At 69.4% G+C, this 19,936-nt stretch carries 16 protein-coding genes; 9 read left to right on the forward strand and 7 right to left on the reverse strand.

Annotated features, from left to right (window positions below; all coding sequences use genetic code 11):
* Nucleotides 1-3 precede the first annotated feature (3 nt).
* On the forward strand, nt 4-393 hold the full coding sequence (locus ACE3PU_RS10055) for an SUF system Fe-S cluster assembly protein (RefSeq protein ID WP_374389286.1): 390 nt from the start codon (nt 4-6) through the stop codon (nt 391-393).
* A gap of 13 nt (nt 394-406) precedes the next feature.
* Nucleotides 407-793, forward strand: a complete 387-nt coding sequence (locus ACE3PU_RS10060; protein ID WP_374389288.1) for a HesB/IscA family protein — start codon at nt 407-409, stop codon at nt 791-793.
* Nucleotides 794-827: 34 nt separating this feature from the next.
* On the opposite strand, the gene ACE3PU_RS10065 is transcribed toward ACE3PU_RS10060, so the two are convergent.
* Nucleotides 828-1,877 carry a diguanylate cyclase gene (locus ACE3PU_RS10065; RefSeq protein ID WP_374389290.1) on the reverse strand — a complete coding sequence of 350 codons (1,050 nt, stop codon included), beginning with the start codon at nt 1,875-1,877 and terminating at the stop codon, nt 828-830.
* Between the two features lie 80 nt (nt 1,878-1,957).
* Nucleotides 1,958-3,529: a DEAD/DEAH box helicase gene (locus ACE3PU_RS10070; RefSeq protein ID WP_374389292.1), complete on the reverse strand. Its 1,572-nt coding sequence runs from the start codon at nt 3,527-3,529 to the stop codon at nt 1,958-1,960.
* A 241-nt stretch (nt 3,530-3,770) separates the two neighbouring features.
* Here ACE3PU_RS10070 and ACE3PU_RS10075 point away from each other — a divergent pair, with 241 nt between their 5' ends.
* From ACE3PU_RS10075 to ACE3PU_RS10090, 4 genes are read left to right on the forward strand one after another with little or no spacing between them, the layout of a single operon-like run.
* A complete protein-coding gene (locus tag ACE3PU_RS10075; RefSeq protein ID WP_374389294.1) occupies nt 3,771-4,592 on the forward strand; it encodes an ImuA family protein in 822 nt (273 codons plus the stop codon).
* Nucleotides 4,525-6,063 (forward strand): DNA polymerase Y family protein, encoded by a 1,539-nt coding sequence (locus ACE3PU_RS10080; protein WP_374389296.1) that lies wholly within the window; start codon nt 4,525-4,527, stop codon nt 6,061-6,063. Before ACE3PU_RS10075 ends, ACE3PU_RS10080 begins: the two co-directional genes overlap by 68 nt.
* Nucleotides 6,060-9,413 carry an error-prone DNA polymerase gene (locus ACE3PU_RS10085; RefSeq protein WP_374389298.1) on the forward strand — a complete coding sequence of 1,118 codons (3,354 nt, stop codon included), beginning with the start codon at nt 6,060-6,062 and terminating at the stop codon, nt 9,411-9,413. Before ACE3PU_RS10080 ends, ACE3PU_RS10085 begins: the two co-directional genes overlap by 4 nt.
* Nucleotides 9,414-9,464: 51 nt before the next feature.
* Nucleotides 9,465-10,343 (forward strand): Ku protein, encoded by an 879-nt coding sequence (locus ACE3PU_RS10090; RefSeq protein ID WP_374389300.1) that lies wholly within the window; start codon nt 9,465-9,467, stop codon nt 10,341-10,343.
* On the opposite strand, the gene ACE3PU_RS10095 is transcribed toward ACE3PU_RS10090, so the two are convergent.
* Nucleotides 10,344-11,513: an MFS transporter gene (locus tag ACE3PU_RS10095; RefSeq protein ID WP_374389302.1), complete on the reverse strand. Its 1,170-nt coding sequence runs from the start codon at nt 11,511-11,513 to the stop codon at nt 10,344-10,346.
* A gap of 18 nt (nt 11,514-11,531) precedes the next feature.
* Complete coding sequence (locus tag ACE3PU_RS10100) at nt 11,532-12,566, reverse strand: aldo/keto reductase (protein WP_374389304.1); 1,035 nt, start codon at nt 12,564-12,566, stop codon at nt 11,532-11,534.
* A 103-nt stretch (nt 12,567-12,669) separates the two neighbouring features.
* On the opposite strand from ACE3PU_RS10100, the gene ACE3PU_RS10105 reads away from it, so the two are divergent.
* Nucleotides 12,670-13,566: a LysR family transcriptional regulator gene (locus tag ACE3PU_RS10105; protein WP_374389306.1), complete on the forward strand. Its 897-nt coding sequence runs from the start codon at nt 12,670-12,672 to the stop codon at nt 13,564-13,566.
* 4 nt (nt 13,567-13,570) lie between these two features.
* Here the strand turns inward: ACE3PU_RS10105 and ACE3PU_RS10110 are convergent, their stop codons facing one another.
* From ACE3PU_RS10110 to ACE3PU_RS10120, 3 genes are all read right to left on the reverse strand, one after another.
* Nucleotides 13,571-13,753, reverse strand: a complete 183-nt coding sequence (locus tag ACE3PU_RS10110) for a DUF3606 domain-containing protein (protein WP_374389308.1) — start codon at nt 13,751-13,753, stop codon at nt 13,571-13,573.
* Nucleotides 13,754-13,800: 47 nt separating this feature from the next.
* Entirely contained in the window at nt 13,801-16,365 is a 2,565-nt protein-coding gene (gene ligD / locus ACE3PU_RS10115) for a DNA ligase D (protein WP_374389310.1), read from the reverse strand.
* Between the two features lie 114 nt (nt 16,366-16,479).
* Nucleotides 16,480-17,034, reverse strand: coding sequence for a hypothetical protein (locus ACE3PU_RS10120; RefSeq protein WP_374389312.1), 555 nt, complete (start codon nt 17,032-17,034; stop codon nt 16,480-16,482).
* 144 nt (nt 17,035-17,178) lie between these two features.
* On the opposite strand from ACE3PU_RS10120, the gene ACE3PU_RS10125 reads away from it, so the two are divergent.
* Together ACE3PU_RS10125 and ACE3PU_RS10130 are read left to right on the forward strand one after the other, a co-directional pair.
* A complete protein-coding gene (locus tag ACE3PU_RS10125) occupies nt 17,179-18,045 on the forward strand; it encodes a 50S ribosomal protein L11 methyltransferase (RefSeq protein WP_374389314.1) in 867 nt (288 codons plus the stop codon).
* Nucleotides 18,046-18,057: 12 nt separating this feature from the next.
* Entirely contained in the window at nt 18,058-19,863 is a 1,806-nt protein-coding gene (locus ACE3PU_RS10130) for an aminopeptidase P family protein (protein WP_374389316.1), read from the forward strand.
* The last annotated feature ends 73 nt before the right edge of the window (nt 19,864-19,936 follow it).

Here is a 19,936-nt window from a genome sequence, read left to right on the forward strand (position 1 = left end):
CCGATGACAGACGAAAACATTCAGGAACGCGACGCCTTCCAGCAAGCCTGGGACGAACCCCAGAAGAGCGCCTTGTCGCAAGGCGAGCTGGACAAGCTGACCGACGATCTGATCGAGGCGCTGAAGACCGTGTACGACCCGGAAATCCCGGTCGACATCTACGAGTTGGGCCTGATCTACAAGGTGGACGTGTCCGACGACCGCGACGTGCTGGTCGAGATGACGCTGACGGCGCCGGGCTGTCCGGTGGCCGGCGAGATGCCGGGCTGGGTCGAGACGGCGGTGGAGAAGGTGCCCGGCGTCCGCAGCGCCCGCGCCAATCTGGTGTTCGACCCGCCTTGGGACGCCTCTAAGATGAGCGACGAGGCCAAGCTGGCCCTCAACATGTTCTGATGGGCATTGGCCGATGACCGAACTTCAATCGACATCCCGCCCGCGGCGACAGCGCCCCAAGGCCGTCACCCTGACCGACGCCGCCGCCGAGCGCGTGCGCGAGATTCTGGACAACGCCGAGAACGATCACATCGGCCTGCGGATCGGGGTCAAGAACGGCGGCTGCGCGGGGCAGGAATACACCTTCGCCTATGCCGACGAGATCGGGCCGCTGGACGAAGTGGTCGAGGACAAGGGCGTCACCATCCTGATCGAGCCCAAGGCCGTGCTGTTCCTGATCGGCACCGAGATCGACTATGAGACGACTCGTCTGGCGTCGAAGTTCGTGTTCAGGAATCCGAACCAGACCGACGCCTGCGGCTGCGGCGAGAGCGTCACCATCGTCCCGGCCAGCGCCTGAGGTCCAGGCCGCGTGCCCTCAGACCGGGCTGTGCTCAGGCCGCGTGGTGGAGGGTCGGCGCGCCGGTGATGCGGTTGCGGCCCGCGCGCTTTGACGCATAGAGGGCGGCGTCCGCACGCTCCAGCAGGGCGGCGGCCTTTTCATCCGGCAGGCGTTCGGCGAAGCCGGCGGAGATGGTGACGGCGCCCAGTTCATCATTGGTGGAGCGGCGGCGCAGTGAGCGCGAACCGACTTCCTGGCGGATGCTCTCCAGGGCGGCCATGACCGCGCCGGCGCTTTCGCCCGGAAAGATGATGGCGAATTCCTCGCCGCCGAAACGTGCGGCGAAGCGGTGGCCGCCACAGGTCCGGGACAGGACGGTCGAGACATAGCGCAGGACCTGGTCGCCGGTCTGGTGGCCCCAGGTGTCGTTGAAGCGCTTGAAGTGGTCGATGTCGAGAATGGCGAGGGTCAGCGGCGCCTTCTGCCCTTCGGCGCAAAGCTCGGTCAGGCGTTCGTCAAACGCCTTGCGGTTCGCCAGATTCGTCAGGGCGTCGGTCATGGCGTCGCGACGAACCTGCTCCAGATGGGAGCGCAGGCGGGCGACCTCGTTATTGGACGCTTCCAGCCGCTTTTCCAGCACGGCGGTTTCGCGCCGGACCTTGCGGGTCGCGGTCGACAGGCCGCCGATGATGGTCTTCAGGGCGTCGCCGTCGGGCGCGGCGTCGATCGTTTCGGAGGCGCCGGCCAGGGTGTGGCCGTAGTCGGCCTGGGTCTTGTGGGCGCGGGCGATGGCGCTGGCGACGGTGGCCAGCTCGCGGTCCAGAACGGCGCCGGCGTCACGGATCTCGTCGGACAGGCGGCCGCGCGGCAGGAACTCGGCCGCCAGCATCTCCGAGGTCTCCTCGGTGATCACGGCGTTCTCGGCCAACAGGCGCTTGATCTCGCGTCCCAGGGCGCCATCGGGATCGCCGAGATAATGCAGCCAGATTTCGAAGTTCAGAGGCGTCGGCCAGACGCGGGCCTTTTCCATCTCGGCGATGACATCGCGCGCCAGGGCGTAGGCTTCGGGGCCCCGAACCGCCGTGTCGACCTGAATGGACATTCACTTCCCCCGAGGAGCCCCGCTCTGGGGTCAGCCGGGGGAAGATAGGGGATGTTCCGTAACGCCGGGTTAAACCGACGTCAGGCGGGAATGACGACCGGACGGCGCAGGAAGGCGGGGACATCGTCGCCGAAGCCGCGGACGCCCTGGCGCTGCGGCTCGTCGCGAGCGGCGCGGCCTTCACCACGACGATCGGACTGAAGCAGCTGGGGCTCGCGGTCCGGGCGCGGGGCGCGGGGCGTTTCGACGGGCTCGGCCTCGACCGTCTCCACGACGTCGGGCGCTTCAGTCACGACCTCGACGGCAGCATCGACAGCGTCAGGGCGCGCCTTGCGACGGCTGCGGCTGCGGGCGGGCGCTTCGGCGACCGAGGCCTCGGCCTGGACAGCCGCCGGCGCTTCGACCGGACCGGCGTCGCCGCCGCGCGAACGTCCCCGGCCGCCGCGTTCGGCGCTGGACCGTTCACGTCCGCCCGAGCGCTTGTCGTCGCGGCGCGGGGCATCCTTGATGGCGGCGAAATCGATGCCGTCCAGGACCAGCTCTTCCGGGTCCTTCTTGATCAGTTTCAGCACCTTATCCAGCGACTTGTCGTCGGCGGGGGTGACGATCATGAAGGCCTGGCCCAGCTTGCCCGCCCGGCCGGTGCGGCCGATGCGGTGGACGTAATCGTCGGCGTGGTGCGAGACGTCGTAGTTGAAGACGTGGCTGACGTCCGGGATGTCCAGACCGCGCGCGGCGACGTCGGAGGCGACCAGGATCTTCAGGTCGCCCGAGCGGAAGTCCGCCAGGGTCTTCATCCGGTGCGACTGGTCCAGATCGCCGTGGATCGGCGCGGCGTCGAAGCCGTGCGCCTTCAAGGACTTGGCGACGATGTCGACTTCGGACTTGCGGTTGCAGAAGACGATGCCGTTCTTGACGTCCTCGCGGCCGACCAGGGCGCGCAGGGCGGTGCGCTTGGCCTTGGGGTCCGAGGTCGGGATGCGGACGATGTACTGGGTGATGGTGTCGGCGGTCATCGCCGGACGCGAGGCCTCGATCCGGGTCGGATCCTTGAGGAAGGCGGTCGTCAGGCGGGTGATCTCGGGCGGCATGGTGGCCGAGAAGAACAGGGTCTGGCGGCGCGGCGGCGTCAGTTTGAAGATGCGCTCGATGTCGGGGATGAAGCCCATGTCGAGCATGCGGTCGGCTTCATCGACGACCATGATCTCGACGCCCGTCAGCAGCATCTTGCCGCGTTCGAACAGGTCGAGCAGCCGGCCCGGGGTGGCGATCAGGACGTCGACGCCCTTGTTCAGCGCCGCCACCTGGTCGCCCATGGAGACGCCGCCGATCAGCAGCACCCAGCTCAGCTTGGTGCCCTTGGCGTATTTGGCGAAGCTTTCGGCGACCTGGTCGGCCAGTTCGCGGGTCGGGGCCAGGACGATGGCGCGCGGCATGCGGGCGCGGGCCCGGCCCGAGGCCAGGCGTTCGACCAGAGGCAGGGTGAAGGCCGCCGTCTTGCCGGTGCCGGTCTGGGCGATGCCCAGGACGTCGCGGCCGGCCAGGGCGACCGGAATGGCCTGCTCCTGAATGGGGGTGGCGGTGGTGTAGCCCGTCTCTGCGACGGCCTGAAGGGTCGTGGGCGAAAGGCCCAGTTGGGAAAATTCGGTCATGAATCCTTGGGAGAGAAAGCGTCTGCGTGCATAGCAGCGACGGAACCGCCCCTCTTTGGGCGAGCGGGCGGCGCGGATCGCAGACCTGTCCCGAGGCTGGTGGCGATATAGAAGTCCCTGCGTGAAAGTCAAGTATTCCGGGTATGTCGCCGCGCCGGAATAAATTCCTACCGTGAAGCTGGAACGCCGCTTGACTCTCGAGGTTGAGAAGGCGGCATATAGGAACAAAAGGAGAACCAATTTGCGGCCGGACCGCGACATCGAAGCCCTGCGCGAACGTCTGAAGGCGATGGAGGCCGACGGCCATCCGGTCGATTTCGCGCGTTTCGAACTGGGGCACGAGGCGGCGGACCGGCATCTAGGCGGACTGGCGGCCCATGCCCTGCACGAGATTCATGCGGCGACGACGCCGGATGCGACGGCGGCTCTGGGGTTCGCCCTGGGCCTGGCCCGCCGCGCCGCACCGGACAGGGCGATGGTGTGGGGCGTGCAGGCCATGGCGGGGCTGGAGACCGGGCATGTCCATGGGCCGGGCCTGCGCGAGCTGGGGCTGGACCCGGGGCGGGTGGTGCTGGTGCGGGTCAAGGAGATGAAGGACCTGCTGGCGGCGGGAGAGGAGGCGCTGGCCTGCGGTGCGGTGGGGGCCGTGATGCTGACGGCCTGGGGCGAGGCCAAGGCGATGAGCCTGACGGCCAGCCGGCGGCTGTCGATGGCGGCGGCGCAGGGACGGAGCGCGGCGATCCTGGTGCGGCTGGCGGCCCAGCCCCAGCCCAGCGCGGCCGAGAGCCGGTGGCGGGTGAAGGCGGCTCCGTCGCGGCCGCTGGAGGCCGAGGCGCCGGGGCATCCGACCTTTGAAATCGAACTGTTGCGACATCGGCTGGGCGCGCAGCCAAGATCCTGGATCATGGAGTGGAATCGTGAACGCGGAGTCTTCCAGAACGGGGGGCAGAACGGGGGGCGGAACGGCCGAGAAGAACGGCCGGCGGTATCTGGCGGTGTGGTTTCCGTTCCTGCCGACCGATCGGTTGAGGCGGGAGGAGGGGCGGTGCGACGCTTCGGCTGAGGCCGCCGTCGTCCTGGTCGAGAAGGTCAAGGGCGCGTTGCGTCTGGCCGCCGTGGACCCGCAGGCGCTTGCGCTGGGGCTGGCGCCGGGCATGACCCTGGCCGACGCGCGGGCGCGGGCGCCGGACATCCGCGTGGTGGTCCATCGGCCCGAGGCGGACGCCGCGCTGCTGAAGCGGGTGCTGCTGGACTTCGGCCGCTTCACCCCGATGGCGGCGACCGACGGGCCGGACGGCCTGGCGCTTGACGTGACCGGCTGCGCCCATCTGTTCGGAGGCGAGGCGGGCCTGGTGGAGGCGGTCGAGGCGCGCGCGCGCGGGATCGGCCTGGCCGTCCGCACGGCGATGGCGGGCGCCCCCGAGGCGGCGCGGGCGCTGACGCGGTTCGGTCGCGGCGGGATTCATGAAGGCCAGGGGCAGCGCGCGGCGCTGCGCCGCCTGCCGGTGGCGGCGCTGGAGCTGTCGGACAAGGACACCCAGGCGCTGTCGCGTGCGGGTCTGAAGACCCTGGCGCAACTGGACGACCGGCCGAGCGCGCCGATCACCGCCCGGTTCGGCGCCGCAGCGGCGACGCGGCTGAACCGGGTGCTGGGGCGCGAGGATGTGCGCATCCGGCCCGAACGGCCCGTCCTGATCGTCTCGGTCGACCGGATGCTGGTCGAGCCGATCACGGTGACCAGCGACATAGAGGCGGTGATCGGCGACCTGCTGGCCGAGGCGATGGACCAGCTGGATCTGCGGGGGCAGGGCGGACGAGCGTTCCAGGCGGCCTTTTTCCGTGTGGACGGGGAGGTGCGGCGCATCACGGTGCGCACCGGTCGGCCCAGCCGGGACGCGGCTGGGGTGCTGCGTTTGTTCAAGGAACGGCTGGCGGCGCTGGCGCGGCCGCTTGATCCGGGCTTCGGCTTCGACCAGCTGCGCCTGTCCGTGCCGGTCGCGGATCGTCTGGCGTCGCGCCAGCGCGGGTTCGAGCGCACCCCGCCGGGCGCCGAGGACCTGGGGCGTCTGGTCGATCGCCTGACCGCGCGCCTGGGGCCCGAGGCGGTCAGCCGGTTCGAGGCGGTGGCGTCGCACCGGCCCGAGCGCGCCGTTCGCCTGATGCCTGCAGCTTCGACGCCCGCCGTCCTGGCGACGAGCGCTGACGAGGGCTGGCCCGAACCCGATCCCGCCGATCCGCCGCTGCGGCCGCTGCAGATGTTCGACCCGCCCCAGCCGGTGCTGGCCACGGCCGAGGTGCCCGACCACCCGCCCAATCGCTTCATCTGGCGACGCGTGGACCATCGCCTGGTGCGCGTCGAAGGCCCGGAGCGCATCGCCCCCGAATGGTGGCGGCGGCTGCAGGGGCCGCTGGAGCCGACGCGCGACTATTACCGGGTCGAGGATCAGGAGGGACGCCGCTTCTGGCTGTTCCGATCGGGCTTCTACGGCGAGGAGCCGGCGCCGCGCTGGTTCGTCCACGGCGTCTTCGCATGACCGCCTATGCCGAGCTGGCGACGCGCAGCAACTTCTCCTTCCTAGAGGGGGCGTCGCATCCGAAGCACCTGGTGCTCAGCGCCATCCTGCGGGGGCACACGGGAATGGGGCTGGCCGATCGCAACACCCTGGCCGGGGTGGTGCGGGCGTGGAGCGCGCTGAAGACTCTGCGCGAGGAGGGCTGGTCGCCGCCGGACCGGGTGCGCCAGGGCGGCGGTCCCGGCGAGACGGTGCTGGTCGAGGATTCCTTCCCCATCGATATCGACCCGGAGGAGGTGAAGGCGCGAGCCAAGGCCTTCAAGCTGATCCTGGGGGCGCGGCTGCGGTTCAACGACGGGACGCCCGACATCCTGGCCTATCCCGAGGACCGGCAGGGCTGGGGCCGCCTGTGCCGTCTGCTGACGCTGGGAAACGGTCGCGCGAAGAAGGGCCAGTGCGAGATCGGCCTGCGCGACCTGCTGCGCGCGCCCGAGGGGCTGCTGCTGATCGTCATGCCGCCCCGCCGTCTGGAGGGGTTCGAGGCGCTGCTGCGTCAGGTGAGCGAGGCTGCGCCGGGCGGCGTCTGGCTGGGCGCCGCCATGGGCCGCATGGGCGATGATCGCCGGCGGCTGGCGCGGCTGAAGCGCCTGGCCTGGGCGACCGGCGCGCCTCTGCTGGCGGTCAACGACGTCCTCTACCACGACGCCGGCCAGCGCGATCTTCAGGACGTGGTCACCTGCATTCGCGAGGGCGTGACGCTGGAAACGGCCGGTCGCCGGCTGGACCAGAACGCCGAACGCCATCTGAAGCCGCCGGCCGAGATGAGCCGTCTGTTCGTCGACGCCCCCGAGGCGGTGGCCGAGACTCAGAACCTGTTGGCGCGGGTGGCGTTCGACCTGGGAGCGTTGAAGTACAACTATCCTGAAGAGCCCATTCCGCCGGGGAAGACGCCCCAGGGCTGGCTGGAGTATCTGGTCGAGCGGAACCTGGGGCATAAGTATCCCGACGGGGCGCCCGACCATGTCCGCGCGACGCTGGCGACCGAGCTGACCTTCATCGGCGAGCGGGGCTTGGCGCCCTATTTCCTGACCATCCACGACATCGTCAGGGTGGCCCGTGACAAGGGCATCCTGTGTCAGGGACGGGGGTCGGCCGCGAACTCGGCCGTCTGTTACGTGCTGGGCATCACGGCGGTCGATCCGGGCAAGCATGACATGCTGTTCGAGCGCTTTCTGTCAGCCGCGCGCGATGAGCCGCCCGACATCGACGTCGATTTCGAACATGCGCGCCGCGAAGAGATCATTCAGGACATCTATGCCCGCTATGGGCGGGAAAGGGCGGGGATCGCCGCGACCGTCATCCGTTATCGACCCCGCAGCGCCATTCGGGAGGTCGGCAAGGTCATGGGCCTGACCGAAGACGTGACGGCGCGTCTGGCGGGCAGCCAGTGGGGCAGTTTCGGCTCGGATATTCCAGACCGACATCTGGAGCAGGCGGGATTGGATGTCGGAAATCCCACCGTGATCCAGGCCGTCGCCATGACCCGGCGACTGCTGGAGTTTCCCAGGCACCTGTCCCAGCACGTCGGCGGCTTCGTCCTGACCCGCGATCGGTTGGACGAGATCGTGCCCATCGGCAATGCGGCCATGCCCGATCGCACCTTCATCGAATGGGACAAGGACGACATCGACGCGCTGGGCCTGATGAAGGTCGATGTCCTTGCGCTGGGGATGCTGACCTGCATCGCCAAGGCGTTCGACCTGATGCGTCAGCACGGGCTGGACGATCTGGAATTGGACACGGTCCCGGACGAGCGGGCGGAAGTCTATCAGATGCTGCAGGAAGGGCGGTCCATCGGCGTCTTCCAGGTGGAGAGCCGGGCGCAGATCAACATGCTGCCGCGGCTGAAGCCGAAGACGTTCTACGACCTGGCCATTCAGGTCGCGATCGTCAGGCCGGGCCCGATCCAGGGCAACATGGTCCACCCCTATCTTCGCAGGCGGATGGGGCTTGAGGAGCCTGTCTATCCCGAACCGGCGCCGCCAAATCCCAAGGACGAACTGAAGGCCATTCTGCAAAAGACCCTGGGCGTGCCGCTGTTTCAGGAACAGGCGATGCGGATCGCCATGGAGGCGGCCAAGTTCACGCCCGTTCAGGCCAGCGCGCTGCGCAAGTCGATGGGGACGTTCAGGGGCGACGGCGACCTGGCCAAGTATGAGACCCTGATGGTGGGGACCATGATCGAAAGGGGCTACGACCCCGATTTCGCGCGCAACTGTTTCGAACAGATCAAGGGCTTCGGCTCCTACGGCTTCCCGGAAAGCCACGCCGTCTCTTTCGCCAAGCTGGTGTACATCTCGTCGTGGATCAAATGCCATCATCCGGCGGTGTTCGCCTGCGCCCTGCTGAACAGCCAGCCGATGGGCTTCTATGCGCCGGCGCAGCTGGTGCGGGATGCACAGGAGAGCCCGCAGAAGGTCGAGGTGCGGGCGATCGACGTGAACCACAGCGTCTGGGACAATACGCTGGAGCCCGGCGCGCGCGGCCTGGCGCTGCGGCTGGGCCTGCGGCAGATCGATGGGTTCAGGGAAGCCTGGGCGACGAAGCTGGAGGAGGCGCGCGGGGACGGTTTCACCGACGTCGAGGAGATGGCGCGGCGGACCGGGCTGGAGGCGGCGGCGATGCGCAAGCTGGCCGATGCGGATGCGTTTCGGTCAATGGGGCTGGATCGTCGCGAGGGGCTGTGGGCGGTGCGGCGATTGCCGGACGACGAGCCCTTGCCGCTGTTCCAGGCGGCGCGCGCGCGGGAGCTGGGCCTGGAGGCGGCGGCGAACCTGCCGCTGATGCCGCTGAAGGAGCATATCGCCACCGACTACCAGACCACGCGCCTGTCGCTGAAAGGACATCCGATGCAGATCCTGCGGCCGATGTTCAGCGCCGAGGGCGTGCTGAGCGCCGCCGAGGTTCAGGCCCAGAAGCACGGACGGCTGGTGCGCACCGCCGGGGTGGTGCTGGTGCGCCAGCGGCCGGGGACGGGCAACGCCATCTTCGTGACGATGGAGGACGAGACGGGGGTCGTGAACGCCCTGCTGTGGGCGCGCCTGTTCGAGACCTTTCGGCGCGAGGTCATGGCCGCGCGGCTGATGGAGGTGGAAGGCACGGTCGAGAAGAGCGTCGAGGGCGTGCTGCACGTCATGGTCCGGCGCGTCTTCGACCGGTCGGCCGAACTGGCGCGGCTGTCGGAGGATTATGACCTGCAGGTCCAGCTGTCGCGGGCGGATGCGGTGAAATATCCGCAGGCGCCCCGGTCGCCGACGGGCCGCCATCCGCGCAATGTCCGCATCCTGCCGGGCTCGCGCGATTTCCACTGACGGCAACCCGCGCCCGCCGACTCACGTTGACGGAGCAAAGGAGACTTCGTCATGGCCGCACGTCCCACCTGGCAAGGGCATCTGAAGCTGTCGCTGGTGACCTGTCCGGTCGCCATGTACACGGCCACCGCCTCGTCGAGCCACGTCAGTTTCCACCTGATCAATCCCGAGACCAACAACCGCATCCGCATGGTGCCGACCGACCCCGACGCCGGCCCCGTCGAGCGGTCCGACCTGGTCAAGGGCTATGAGGTGTCCAAGGACGAATACGTCCTGTTCGACGACGCCGACTTCGACAAGGTCAAGCTGGAGAGCACGCGGACGATCTCCATCGACCAGTTCGTGGACGAGACCGAGATCGACCGGCTGTACTGGGACGATCCCTTCTATGTGGTGCCCGAAAAGGGCGTGGGCGCCGAGGCCTTCGCCGTCATCCGCGAGGCGATGAAGAAGGCCGGAAAGATCGCCATCGGCTGCCTGGTGCTGCGCGGGCGCGAGCGGCAGCTGGCGCTGGAGGTGCATGGAAAGGGCCTGGTCGCCTATTCGCTGAGGCCGCATGACGAGGTGCGCGACGCCGACGACTTCTTCGACGATATTCCGGCGGTCAAGGCCGACAAGGACATGGTCGACATCGCCGCGCGCATCATCAGCCAGAAGGACGCCGCCTTCGACCCGACCCAGTTCAAGGACCGCTACGACGAGGCCCTGCGCGAGATGATCAAGGCCAAGCAGAAGGGGCAGGGCGTGGTCGAGGCGCCCGAGCCCGACGACACCAACGTCATCGACCTGATGGAGGCGCTGCGCGCCAGCCTGAAGGGATCGGCGGACGGGGCCAAGAAGGCGCCGGCCAAGAAGGCGGCGACGAAGGCTTCGACCACGGCCAAGAAGGCGACCACGAAGAAGCCGGCGTCGAAGAAGAAGGCGGCCTGATCAGCCGACGGCCGGGGCCGCGACCGACGCCCCCCGGCGCGTCAGGACCAGGACCAGCAGCAGGCCTAGGCCGGCGGCGATCGCGCCGGCGATGGAGACGGCGGGATAGCCCAGGCCGCCCGCGATCACCGCCCCGCCTACGGCCGCGCCCATGGCGTTGCCCAGATTGAAGGCGCCGATGTTGACCGACGACGCCAGGTTCGGCGCGTCGCCGGCGGCGGCCATGACCCGCACCTGCAGCGGCGGCACCAGGGCGAAGCTGGCGACGCCCCACAGGAAGACCAGCACCGAGGTCGGGACCGCGAACGGCATGGCGACGGCGAAGGCGACCAGGATGGCGGCCAGAGAGGCCAGTGTCACGATCAGCGTCCGGTCCACGGATCTGTCCGCGAACTTGCCCCCCAGCCAGTTGCCGACCGTCAGGCCCAGGCCGTAGGTCACCAGCATGCCGGTGACGAATCCCAGCGAGGCGTGGGTCTGCTCGCGCAGGATCGGCGCGATGTAGGTGAAGACGGTGAACATGGCGCTGGAGCCGATCACCGTCAGGGCCAGGGCGGCCAGCACCGGTCCGCGACCCAGCACGCGCAGTTCGGCGGCGACGTTTCCGCCGCTCGGAGCGGGCAGGTTCGGCAGCGTCAGGCGCAGGGCGGCCATGACCAGAACCCCGATGCCGGCGATGCCCCAGAAGGATGCGCGCCAGCCCAGCACGTCGCCGGCCCAGGTCGCCAGCGGCACGCCGACCACATTGGCGATGGTCAGGCCCATGAACATGGCGGCGACGGCGCCGGCCTGGCGATTGGGCGCCACGAGGCCGGCGGCGACGATCGAGCCGACGCCGAAGAAGGCGCCATGGTTCAGCGAGGTGATCACCCGCGCGGCCAGCAACATGCCGTAGTCGGTCGAGAGCGCCGACAGCAGATTGCCGATCGTGAAGATCCCCGCCAGGCCGATCAGCAGGGTCCGGCGCGGCACGCGCCCGGTGGTCAGCGTCATCAGCGGCGCGCCCAGCATGACGCCCAGCGCATAGGCGCTGATCAGCAGTCCCGCCGTGGGGATGGATACGCCGAGATCGGCCGCGATCACGGGCAGCAGGCCCATCGGCGCGAACTCGGTCACGCCGATGCCGAAGGCGCCCGCCGCAAGGGCGAGGAGGGGAGGGTTGAGTTTCATGGGAGGAAGCCTTGAGAGTCAGACCAGCGGCGGGTTCAGGCGGGCGAACCCTTCCTGCTGGCGATAGGGCGTGTGGGGATAGGGGGGTAGGACGTGGCTGGCGGCGTCGAGGGCGGCGACCTGTTCTGGCGTCAGGCTCCAGCCGACGGCGCCGAGGTTCTGGCGCAATTGTTCCTCGTTGCGGGCGCCGATGATGACCGAGGACACGGTCGGGCGTTGCAGCAGCCAGTTGATGGCGATCTGGGGCACGGTCTTGCCGGTCTCGGCGGCGACGGCGTCGAGGGCGTCGACGACGCGGTACAGGTGCTCGTCCTCGACCGGCGGGGCGAAGGCGGCGGTCTGGTGCAGACGGCTGCCCTCCGGGATCGGCGCGTCGCGGCGGATATTGCCGGTCAGCCGGCCCCAGCCCAGCGGGCTCCACACCAGGGCGCCGACGCCCTGATCGGCGCCCAGCGGCATCAGGTCAGCCTCATAGGCGCGGCCGATCAGCGAATAATAGACCTGATGGGCGACGAAGCGGGGGCGGGCGTCGCGGTCGGCGGCGGCCTGCGCCTTCATCAGCGCCCAGCCGGGATAGTTGGACACGCCGGTGTAGCGGACCTTGCCAGAGGCCAAGAGCATGTCCAGCGTCGCCAGAAGTTCATCGACGGGGGTCGAGGCGTCGAAGGCGTGAAGCTGGAGCAGGTCGATGTGGTCCGTGCCGAGGCGGCGCAGGGCGTCCTCGACGGCGCGGATCAGGCGACCGCGCGACACGCCCCAGTCGGCGGGCCCGTCGCCGGTCGGCAGGCCGGTCTTGGTCGAGATCAGCACCTGGTCGCGGCGACCCTTGATGGCCGCGCCCAGCACCTGTTCCGAGGCGCCGTCGGAATAGACGTCGGCGGTGTCGAACAGATTGACCCCGGCCTCCAGGCAGATGTCGACCAGACGGCGGGCCTCATCGACGTCGCTGGTCCCCCAGGCGCCGAACAGCGGGCCGGAGCCGCCGAAGGTCCCCGTGCCGAAGCTGAGGACGGGCACCCGCAGGCCCGATGATCCGAGTTGACGATATTCCATGACGGCCTCTGGGCGGCGATTGCGTTCGGACGCACAGATGGACGACGACCGCCAAAGACGGTAGGCCCTGGGAAGGCCAAGCATTTTTGATCTGGACGCACAGATGCAGACGAACAGCCCGGATCGCGCGCGTGAGATGGAGGTCTTCGCGAGCGTGGCGCAAAGCGGCAGTTTCTCCGCCGCTGGTCGGGCGCTGGGCCTGACGCCGTCGGCCGTCAGCCGGACGATCGACCGCATCGAGGCCCGGCTGGGCGTGCGGCTGATGCTGCGCACGACGCGGGTTCTGACGCTGACGGCGGAGGGGCAGACCTATCTCGGGGCGGCGCGCCGCATCCTGGCCGACCTGGACGACGCCGAACAGTCGATCGCCGACCAGGGCGCGCCGAGGGGGCGCGTCAGGGTCAGCGCGGCGTTGGCGCATGGCCGCATGAGCGTCGTGCCGCTGCTGGGCGCGTTCGTGCGGCTGTATCCGCACATCCTGGTGGACATCAGCCTGACTGACGCGGTGGTCGATGTGGCGGCGGGGCAGGCGGACGTGGCGATCCGGTTCGGGAAGCTGCCCGACAGCCCGCTGACGGCGCGACGTCTGGGCGAGACGGGGCGGACCGTCGTGGCCTCGCCCGACTATCTGGCGCGGCGGGGCACGCCCCGGGTCCCTGAAGACCTGCACGACCACGACTGCCTGAACTTCAACTTTCGCCGCGCGGAGCCGGTCTGGCCCTTCCGGCGCGACGGCCGGGACTATGCGCTGACGGTCAGCGGGCCGGTGGAGGCCAACAACGGCGAGACGCTGACGCAGCTGGCGCTGGCGGGCGTCGGCGTGACGCGGGTCGGCAACTTCAGCGTGGCGGACGCCATCGACGATGGACGGCTGGTCCCGCTGCTGGAGGATTTCAATCCCGGCGACCGCGAGCCGATCCACGCCGTCTTCGTCGGCGGCGCCAATATGCCGGCGCGGGTCAGGGTGTTCGTGGACTTCCTGGCCGAACGGCTGCGCTGAGCGGTCAGCGCTTCTTGCCCAGTTCGGCGGCGATATCTTTCGTCATGCGGCCGACCTTGCGATGGGCGGCGGTGATCTGGTCGCGGGTTACGCCCCAGCGCTTCATCCAGTATTCGACAGCCTGCCGCTCGGACAGGTCCAGCCGGTCCTTGTCGATCAAGCCGCGCTTGTCCTTCAGGCCCGCCATGTTCGTCTCCGTTGCTGGACAGCCGTAAGCCGATCGGCGGCCCGGGGTTAGAGGCCAAGTTTCTTCATCGCCGGCCTCAACGACGCTTCAGCCTTGCGGAAGTCCTTCCAGGGATCGGCCTTCTTCAGCAGGGCGGGGGCCGTCAGGATGGTGAAGGCTTTCGGATCGAGGCCCACTTTCACCTGGGTCCAGGAGAGGGGGAAGGCGATGCCTGCGCCCGGGCGGGCGCGGGGGGACCAGGGGGCGACGGCGGTGGCCATGCGGCCGTTGCGCAGATAGTCGAGGAAGATCTTCCCGCCGCGCGCCTTCTTGGCCAGGGTGGTCGTGAACCGGTCCGGCTGGTCCTTGCGCATGGCCTCGGACACGGCCTTCGCGAAGGCCTTGGCCTGATCCCATTCGACGCGGCTGCGGGCGTCGGCCTTGATCGGCACGACGACGTGCAGGCCCTTTCCGCCGGTCGTCTTGACGAAGGGAGTGAGGCCCAACGCCTCCAGCCGCGGCTTCAGCGCCCGGGCGGCGGCGATGACGTCGTCGAAGTCCAGACCTTCGTCGGGGTCCAGGTCGAAGGTGATCTGCTCGGGCGTCTCGGGATCGCCCGGCTTGCAGCCCCATGGATGCAGCTCCAGCCCGCCTGACTGGCCCACGGCGACCAGGCCGCCCACGTCGGCGACGGCGACATAGGGCTTGCGCTCGCGCACGTCGATCAGCTTCAGGCGCGGACTGTGGCCGGGCATGGCGTGGCGCTGGAAGAAGGTCTCTCCGCCGACGCCGTCCGGGGCGCGGATGATGGAGACCGGGCGGTCTGCGACGTGGGGCAGGATGCGCTCGGCGGCGGCCTCGTAGTAGCGAACCAGATCGGCCTTGGTGATCGCGCGCTGGTCGCCTTGCGCCGGCCACAGGACCTTGTCGGGGTTTGAGATGGTGACGCCGGCGACGACAAGCTTGTCCTTGGCCTTGCGGCTGGCGGGCGCTGTTCCGCCGGCCGCCTTGGCGACCGAGGGGGCCGACGACGGGGGTTGAGGTTCGGCCACGACCTCCCTGGCCGGCTTGTCCTCGCGGAGACCCTTGTAGGCGGCCTGGCGGACGGAGCCGGTCGCGGTGACGCCGGCGTGTTCGATCTCTGCGACCAGGACCGGTTTCAGCCAGTGGATGTCACGTCCGCCCTTGGGCGCGCTCTTGCTGACGAAAGGGCTGGCGTCTGCGGCGGCGGCCTTCAGGGCGGGCAACAGGGTCTTGGACAGGACGGCCGAAAAGCCCGTGCCGACGCGCCCCATGTAGCGAAGGCCGTCCTTTTCCTTCACGCCGACCAGCAGCGAGCGCAGGCGCGCGCCGCCTTCGGAGGACCAGCCGCCGATCACCACCTCGTCGCGACCGCGGCACTTGGATTTGACCCAGGTTGTGGTGCGCCCGGCGCGGTAGGGGGCGTCCAACTTCTTGGAGATCACGCCTTCCAGGTCCATGCGGCAGGCGCTGAGCAGCACCGCTTCGCCGGATGAGGCGAAATGCTCGACGAAGCGCAGGTTGGGCCCGGCCTTGCCGACGCGGTCGCAATAGGCCTGGAGACGCGCCTTGCGATGCGACAGCGGCTTGTCGCGCAAATCCTCGTCGCCCTCGAAAAGCAGGTCGAAGGCGAAGTAGATCAGCTCGTCGGTCTTCTGATCCGAGATCGCGGCCTGCAGCGCCGAGAAGTCGGGCATGTGGTCGGCGTCCAGCGCGCAGAGTTCGCCGTCGACGACGCCGTCCGGCCAGCCGGCGGCCTGGGCGGCGAGGCTCGGAAAGCGGTCGGTCCAGTCCAGGCCGCTGCGGGTGCGCAAGGTCGCCTTGCCGCCGCCGACCGCGATCTGGATGCGGTAGCCGTCGAACTTGATCTCGTGAGCCCAGCCGGCGCCGGGCGGGGGATGGTCGACGACCTTCGCGAACTGGATGGGCACGAAGGCATGAGGTTTCTGCGACGTCGAAGCCTGGGCCCGCGTCGGCTTCGGCTTGGCCGGCCCCTTGCGGGCGACGGGCCGGGAGGTGGTCCACTGGGTCTTGCCGTCGGCGATCTCGGCCATGGCGCGGCCGGTGGTGATGGAGGCGTCGATCTCCATCAGCGCATCGCCTTCACCCGCGACGGCGTGGTCGTCCTTTTCCTTCAGCAGAAGCCAGTTGTTACGCTTAGAGGGTTTGCCGCGATCCGATTTCAGCCGGACCAGGGCCCAGCCGCCCTTCAGCCGTTCGCCATCCAGCGTCAGCTTGAGCACCCCCTTCTTGAAGGCGGCGTCCAGGTCTTCGTCCTGAGGCGTCCAGGTCCCCGTGTCCCACATCTGAACCGTGCCGGCGCCGTAGTTGCCGCCGGGGATAACGCCTTCGAAATCGCCGTAGTCCAGGGGATGGTCCTCGACCTCGACCGCCAGTCGCTTGATCGACGGGTCGCGCGACGGCGCCTTGGTGACGGCCCACGATTTGAGGACGCCGTCGTGCTCGATGCGGAAGTCGTAGTGCAGGCGCGTCGCGGCGTGCCGCTGGATCAGATAGCGCAGGGCGCCCTTGGAGCGCGCCTTCTTGCCGCGCGGCTCTGGAGTGGCCGTGAAGTTCCGCTTCTTCTGGTAGGTCTCGAGTTCGCCGCGCATCGCCTGATCTTCCCTCAGCGGGAGACGGAACGCGCGAGACGGAGCTTGGCCTCAAAACAAAAGATCGCCGGACGGGGGTCCGTCCGGCGATCCTGATTCAGGCGCGGGCTGATGTCAGCGCTTGCCGAAGATGAGGTCGCCCAGCTTGGCGAAGAAGCCCTTGCTCTCGGCGGCCGGGGCCGGGGCCGGGGCGGCTGGCTTGGGCGAAGGCGCGGCGGCGACGGGTTCGGACTTGGGCGCCGGCGCTGCGGCCGGGGCGACGGCCGGCTTCGCCGCAGGCGTTTCGGGCTTGGGCGCGGGCGCGGCCTTGGCGGCCGTCGCCTTGGGCGCGGCGGCCTTGGGAGCGGCGCTCTTTGCAGCGGCCTTGGGGGCTGCCGGCTTGGCCGTGGTCGCCTTCGGCGTCGCAGTCTTTGCGGCGGTCTTCGGGGCGGCGGCCTTCGCAGCGGCGGCCTTCGGGGCGGCAGGCTTCACGGCCGCAGTCTTGGTCGCGGCGGGCTTGGCGGCCGCCTTGGGCGTGGTCGTCTTCGACGCGGCGGCTTTCGGTGCAGCGGTCTTGGCCGAGGCGGCCTTCGGGGCGGCGGCCTTGGGAGCGGCGGCCTTGTCGGCGGTCGCCTTGGGCGCGGACGCGGTCGCCTTAGAGGCGGCCGGTTTGGCGGCGGGCTTCTTCACGGCCGCCGGTTTGGCGGCGGCGGGTTTCGACGTAGACGGTGCTTTAGCCATGTATTTCCCCGACCCCTCGGTTTAGACGACGCGGCGTGGTTCAGGCGAAAAGCGCCGGCCGCAACGATTCGCCATGATACCGGTGTTTGAGAAATGTCCGAGTCCGCAGTTCAGATCGTCGCGCGGGGCCCCCGCGCCGCCGCCGAGGCCGCCGCCGCCGCCATCGACGCCGACCCCCTGCTGGAAGGCGCGACCTACTCCATCCTTGAAGAGGACGAGGATCGGGGGCTGTGGCGCATCGACGCCTTCCCGACCACGGAGGATGAGGTCGAGGGGCTGAAGGCGCGACTGGCCGACCACCCGGTGACGGTCTCGGTCGAGAAGCTGGCCGACGCCGACTGGCTGGCCATGTCGCTGTCGGGACTGCCGCCGGTGCGGGCGGGGCGGTTCTTCGTCTATGGCGCGCATGACGAGGGTCGGGTTCCGCCCAACGCCGTCAGTCTGAAGATCGATGCGGGCGCCGCCTTCGGCACCGGCCACCACGGCACGACGGTCGGCTGTCTGGAGGCCTTCGACGACCTGCTGAAGCGCGAGCGGTTCGAGCGGGTGCTGGACGTCGGCTGCGGCACGGGCGTCCTGGCCATCGCGGCGGCGCGGACCGGCAGCCGGATCGCCGTCGGCACCGATATCGACGCGCCCTCGGTGCGGATCGCCAACGAGAACGCCGCGCTGAACCACGCCAACGCCAGCTTCGTCCACGCCTCGGGCCTGAACGATCAGCGGGTGCGCAAGCATGGACCCTATGATCTGGTCTTCGCCAACATCCTGGCGCCGCCGCTGGTGGCCCTGTCGCAGGACATCAAGATGGCGCTGGATCTGGGCGGGGTGGCGATCCTGTCGGGCCTGCTGCGCACGCAGGAGCGGCGGGTGACGGCGGCCTATACGTCGCGCGGCTTCCGACTGGAAAAGCGCATCCACCACGACGCCTGGAGCGCGCTGGTGCTGCGCCGGGTGGGCTGAGGACCAGAGATCATGCGTCAGAGCTTCGACGAAACCACCGATCCGTCCTTCGGGGCCAGGCATCTGCCCTTGCTGCGCGCCCGGATGGCCGAGCAGGGCCTGGACGGCTTCCTGATCCCGCACGAGGACGAGCACCAGAACGAATATCTGCCCGACGCGAACGAACGGCTGGCCTGGGCCACGGGCTTCACCGGCTCGGCGGGCGCGGCGGTGGTGTTCAAGGACCGCGCCAGCATGTTCACCGATGGGCGCTACACCGTGCAGGTGAAGGCGCAGACCGACCCCGCCCTGTTGGAAAGACGCGATCTGGGCGAGGTCGCCGCCTATCTCGAGACGGCGCCGAAGGGTTCGGTGATCGGCTATGACCCCCGGCTGCACAGCCCCGACGCGCTGGTTCCGCTGCGCCGGGCGGCCGCCAAGGCGGGCGCCGAGTTGAGGCCTGTCGAGGTCAATCCGCTGGACCTGGCCTGGGGCGACGCGCGTCCGGCCCAGCCCTCGGCGCCGGTCGTCCCGCATGCGGATCAGTATTCGGGCGAGACCCATGCATCGAAGCGGGCGCGGATCGGCCGCGCCGTGGCGGACGCCGGCGCCGACGCCGCCCTGCTGACCGCGCCGTCGTCGATCGCCTGGCTGTTCAATGTGCGCGGCGGAGACGTGATCCGGTCGCCCCTGCCGCTGGGGCAGGCGCTGCTGGCGGCGGACGGGACGGCGCGTCTGTTCCTAGACCCGGGCAAGGTGACGAACGAACTGCCCGAATGGCTGGGCGACGCCGTTCAGATCGAGGCGACCGAACGGTTGGCCGACGCCTTGGAAGGCCTGCAAGGCCAGCGCGTGCTGGTCGACCCGGCGCTGTCCTCGGCCTGGTATTTCGACCGGCTGGAGCAGGCGGGAGCGACCGTGGTCCGGGCGATGGACCCCTGCGCCATCCCGCGCGCGGCCAAGAATGCGGTCGAGATCGAAGGCAGCCGCCAGGCGCACATCCGCGATGGCGCGGCGCTGAGCCGGTTCCTGCACTGGGTCGATACGACGGCGCAGCAGACCCTGCCGGACGAGCGCGAGGTGGTGCAGACGCTGGAGCGGTTCCGCGAGGAGACGGGCGCGCTGAAGGACCTCAGCTTCGACACCATCGCGGGCGCGGGACCGAACGGGGCGCTGCCGCACTACAAGCCGGTGGGCGGCACGATCCGCCGGATCGAGAAGGGCTCGCTGCTGCTGGTGGACGGGGGCGGCCAGTACCTGGACGGCACCACCGACGTGACCCGGACCATGGCCATCGGCGAACCGACGGCGGATCAGAAGCGCATGTTCACCCTGGTGCTGAAGTCGCACATCGCCATGGCGACCATCCGCTTCCCGGCCGGAACCAGCGGCATGGCGCTGGACGCCATCGCCCGCGCGCCGATGTGGGCGGCGGGGCTGGACTACGACCACGGCACCGGCCACGGCGTCGGCAGCTATCTGGGGGTCCACGAGGGGCCGCAACGCATCGCCAAATGGGGAACGAGCCAGCCGCTGCTGGAGGGCATGATCCTGTCGAACGAGCCCGGCTATTACCGTGAAGGTCACTGGGGCATCCGCATCGAGACCCTGCAGGTGGTGACGCCGGCGGCGGTTCCCGAGGGCGGCGAGCGGCCGATGCACGGGTTCGAGCAGCTGACCTTTGCGCCGCACGATCGTCGGCTGATCGACGTGGGGATGCTGACATCCGACGAACGCGCCTATGTCGACGCCTACCACGCCGAAACCCTGGCCAAGGTGGGGCCGCTGCTGGAAGGCGACGTCAAGGCGTGGCTGGAAGCGGCCTGCGCGCCGCTGTGACCTGAGACCGCCGTTTATCCCGGCGAAAGCCGGCTTCTGTCGCTTGGCCACGCCCGGCCCCGCCGGGACGAGC

It is taken from the genome of Brevundimonas sp. (genome assembly GCF_041911375.1).
In the GTDB taxonomy this organism is placed as follows: Bacteria; Pseudomonadota; Alphaproteobacteria; order Caulobacterales; family Caulobacteraceae; genus Brevundimonas.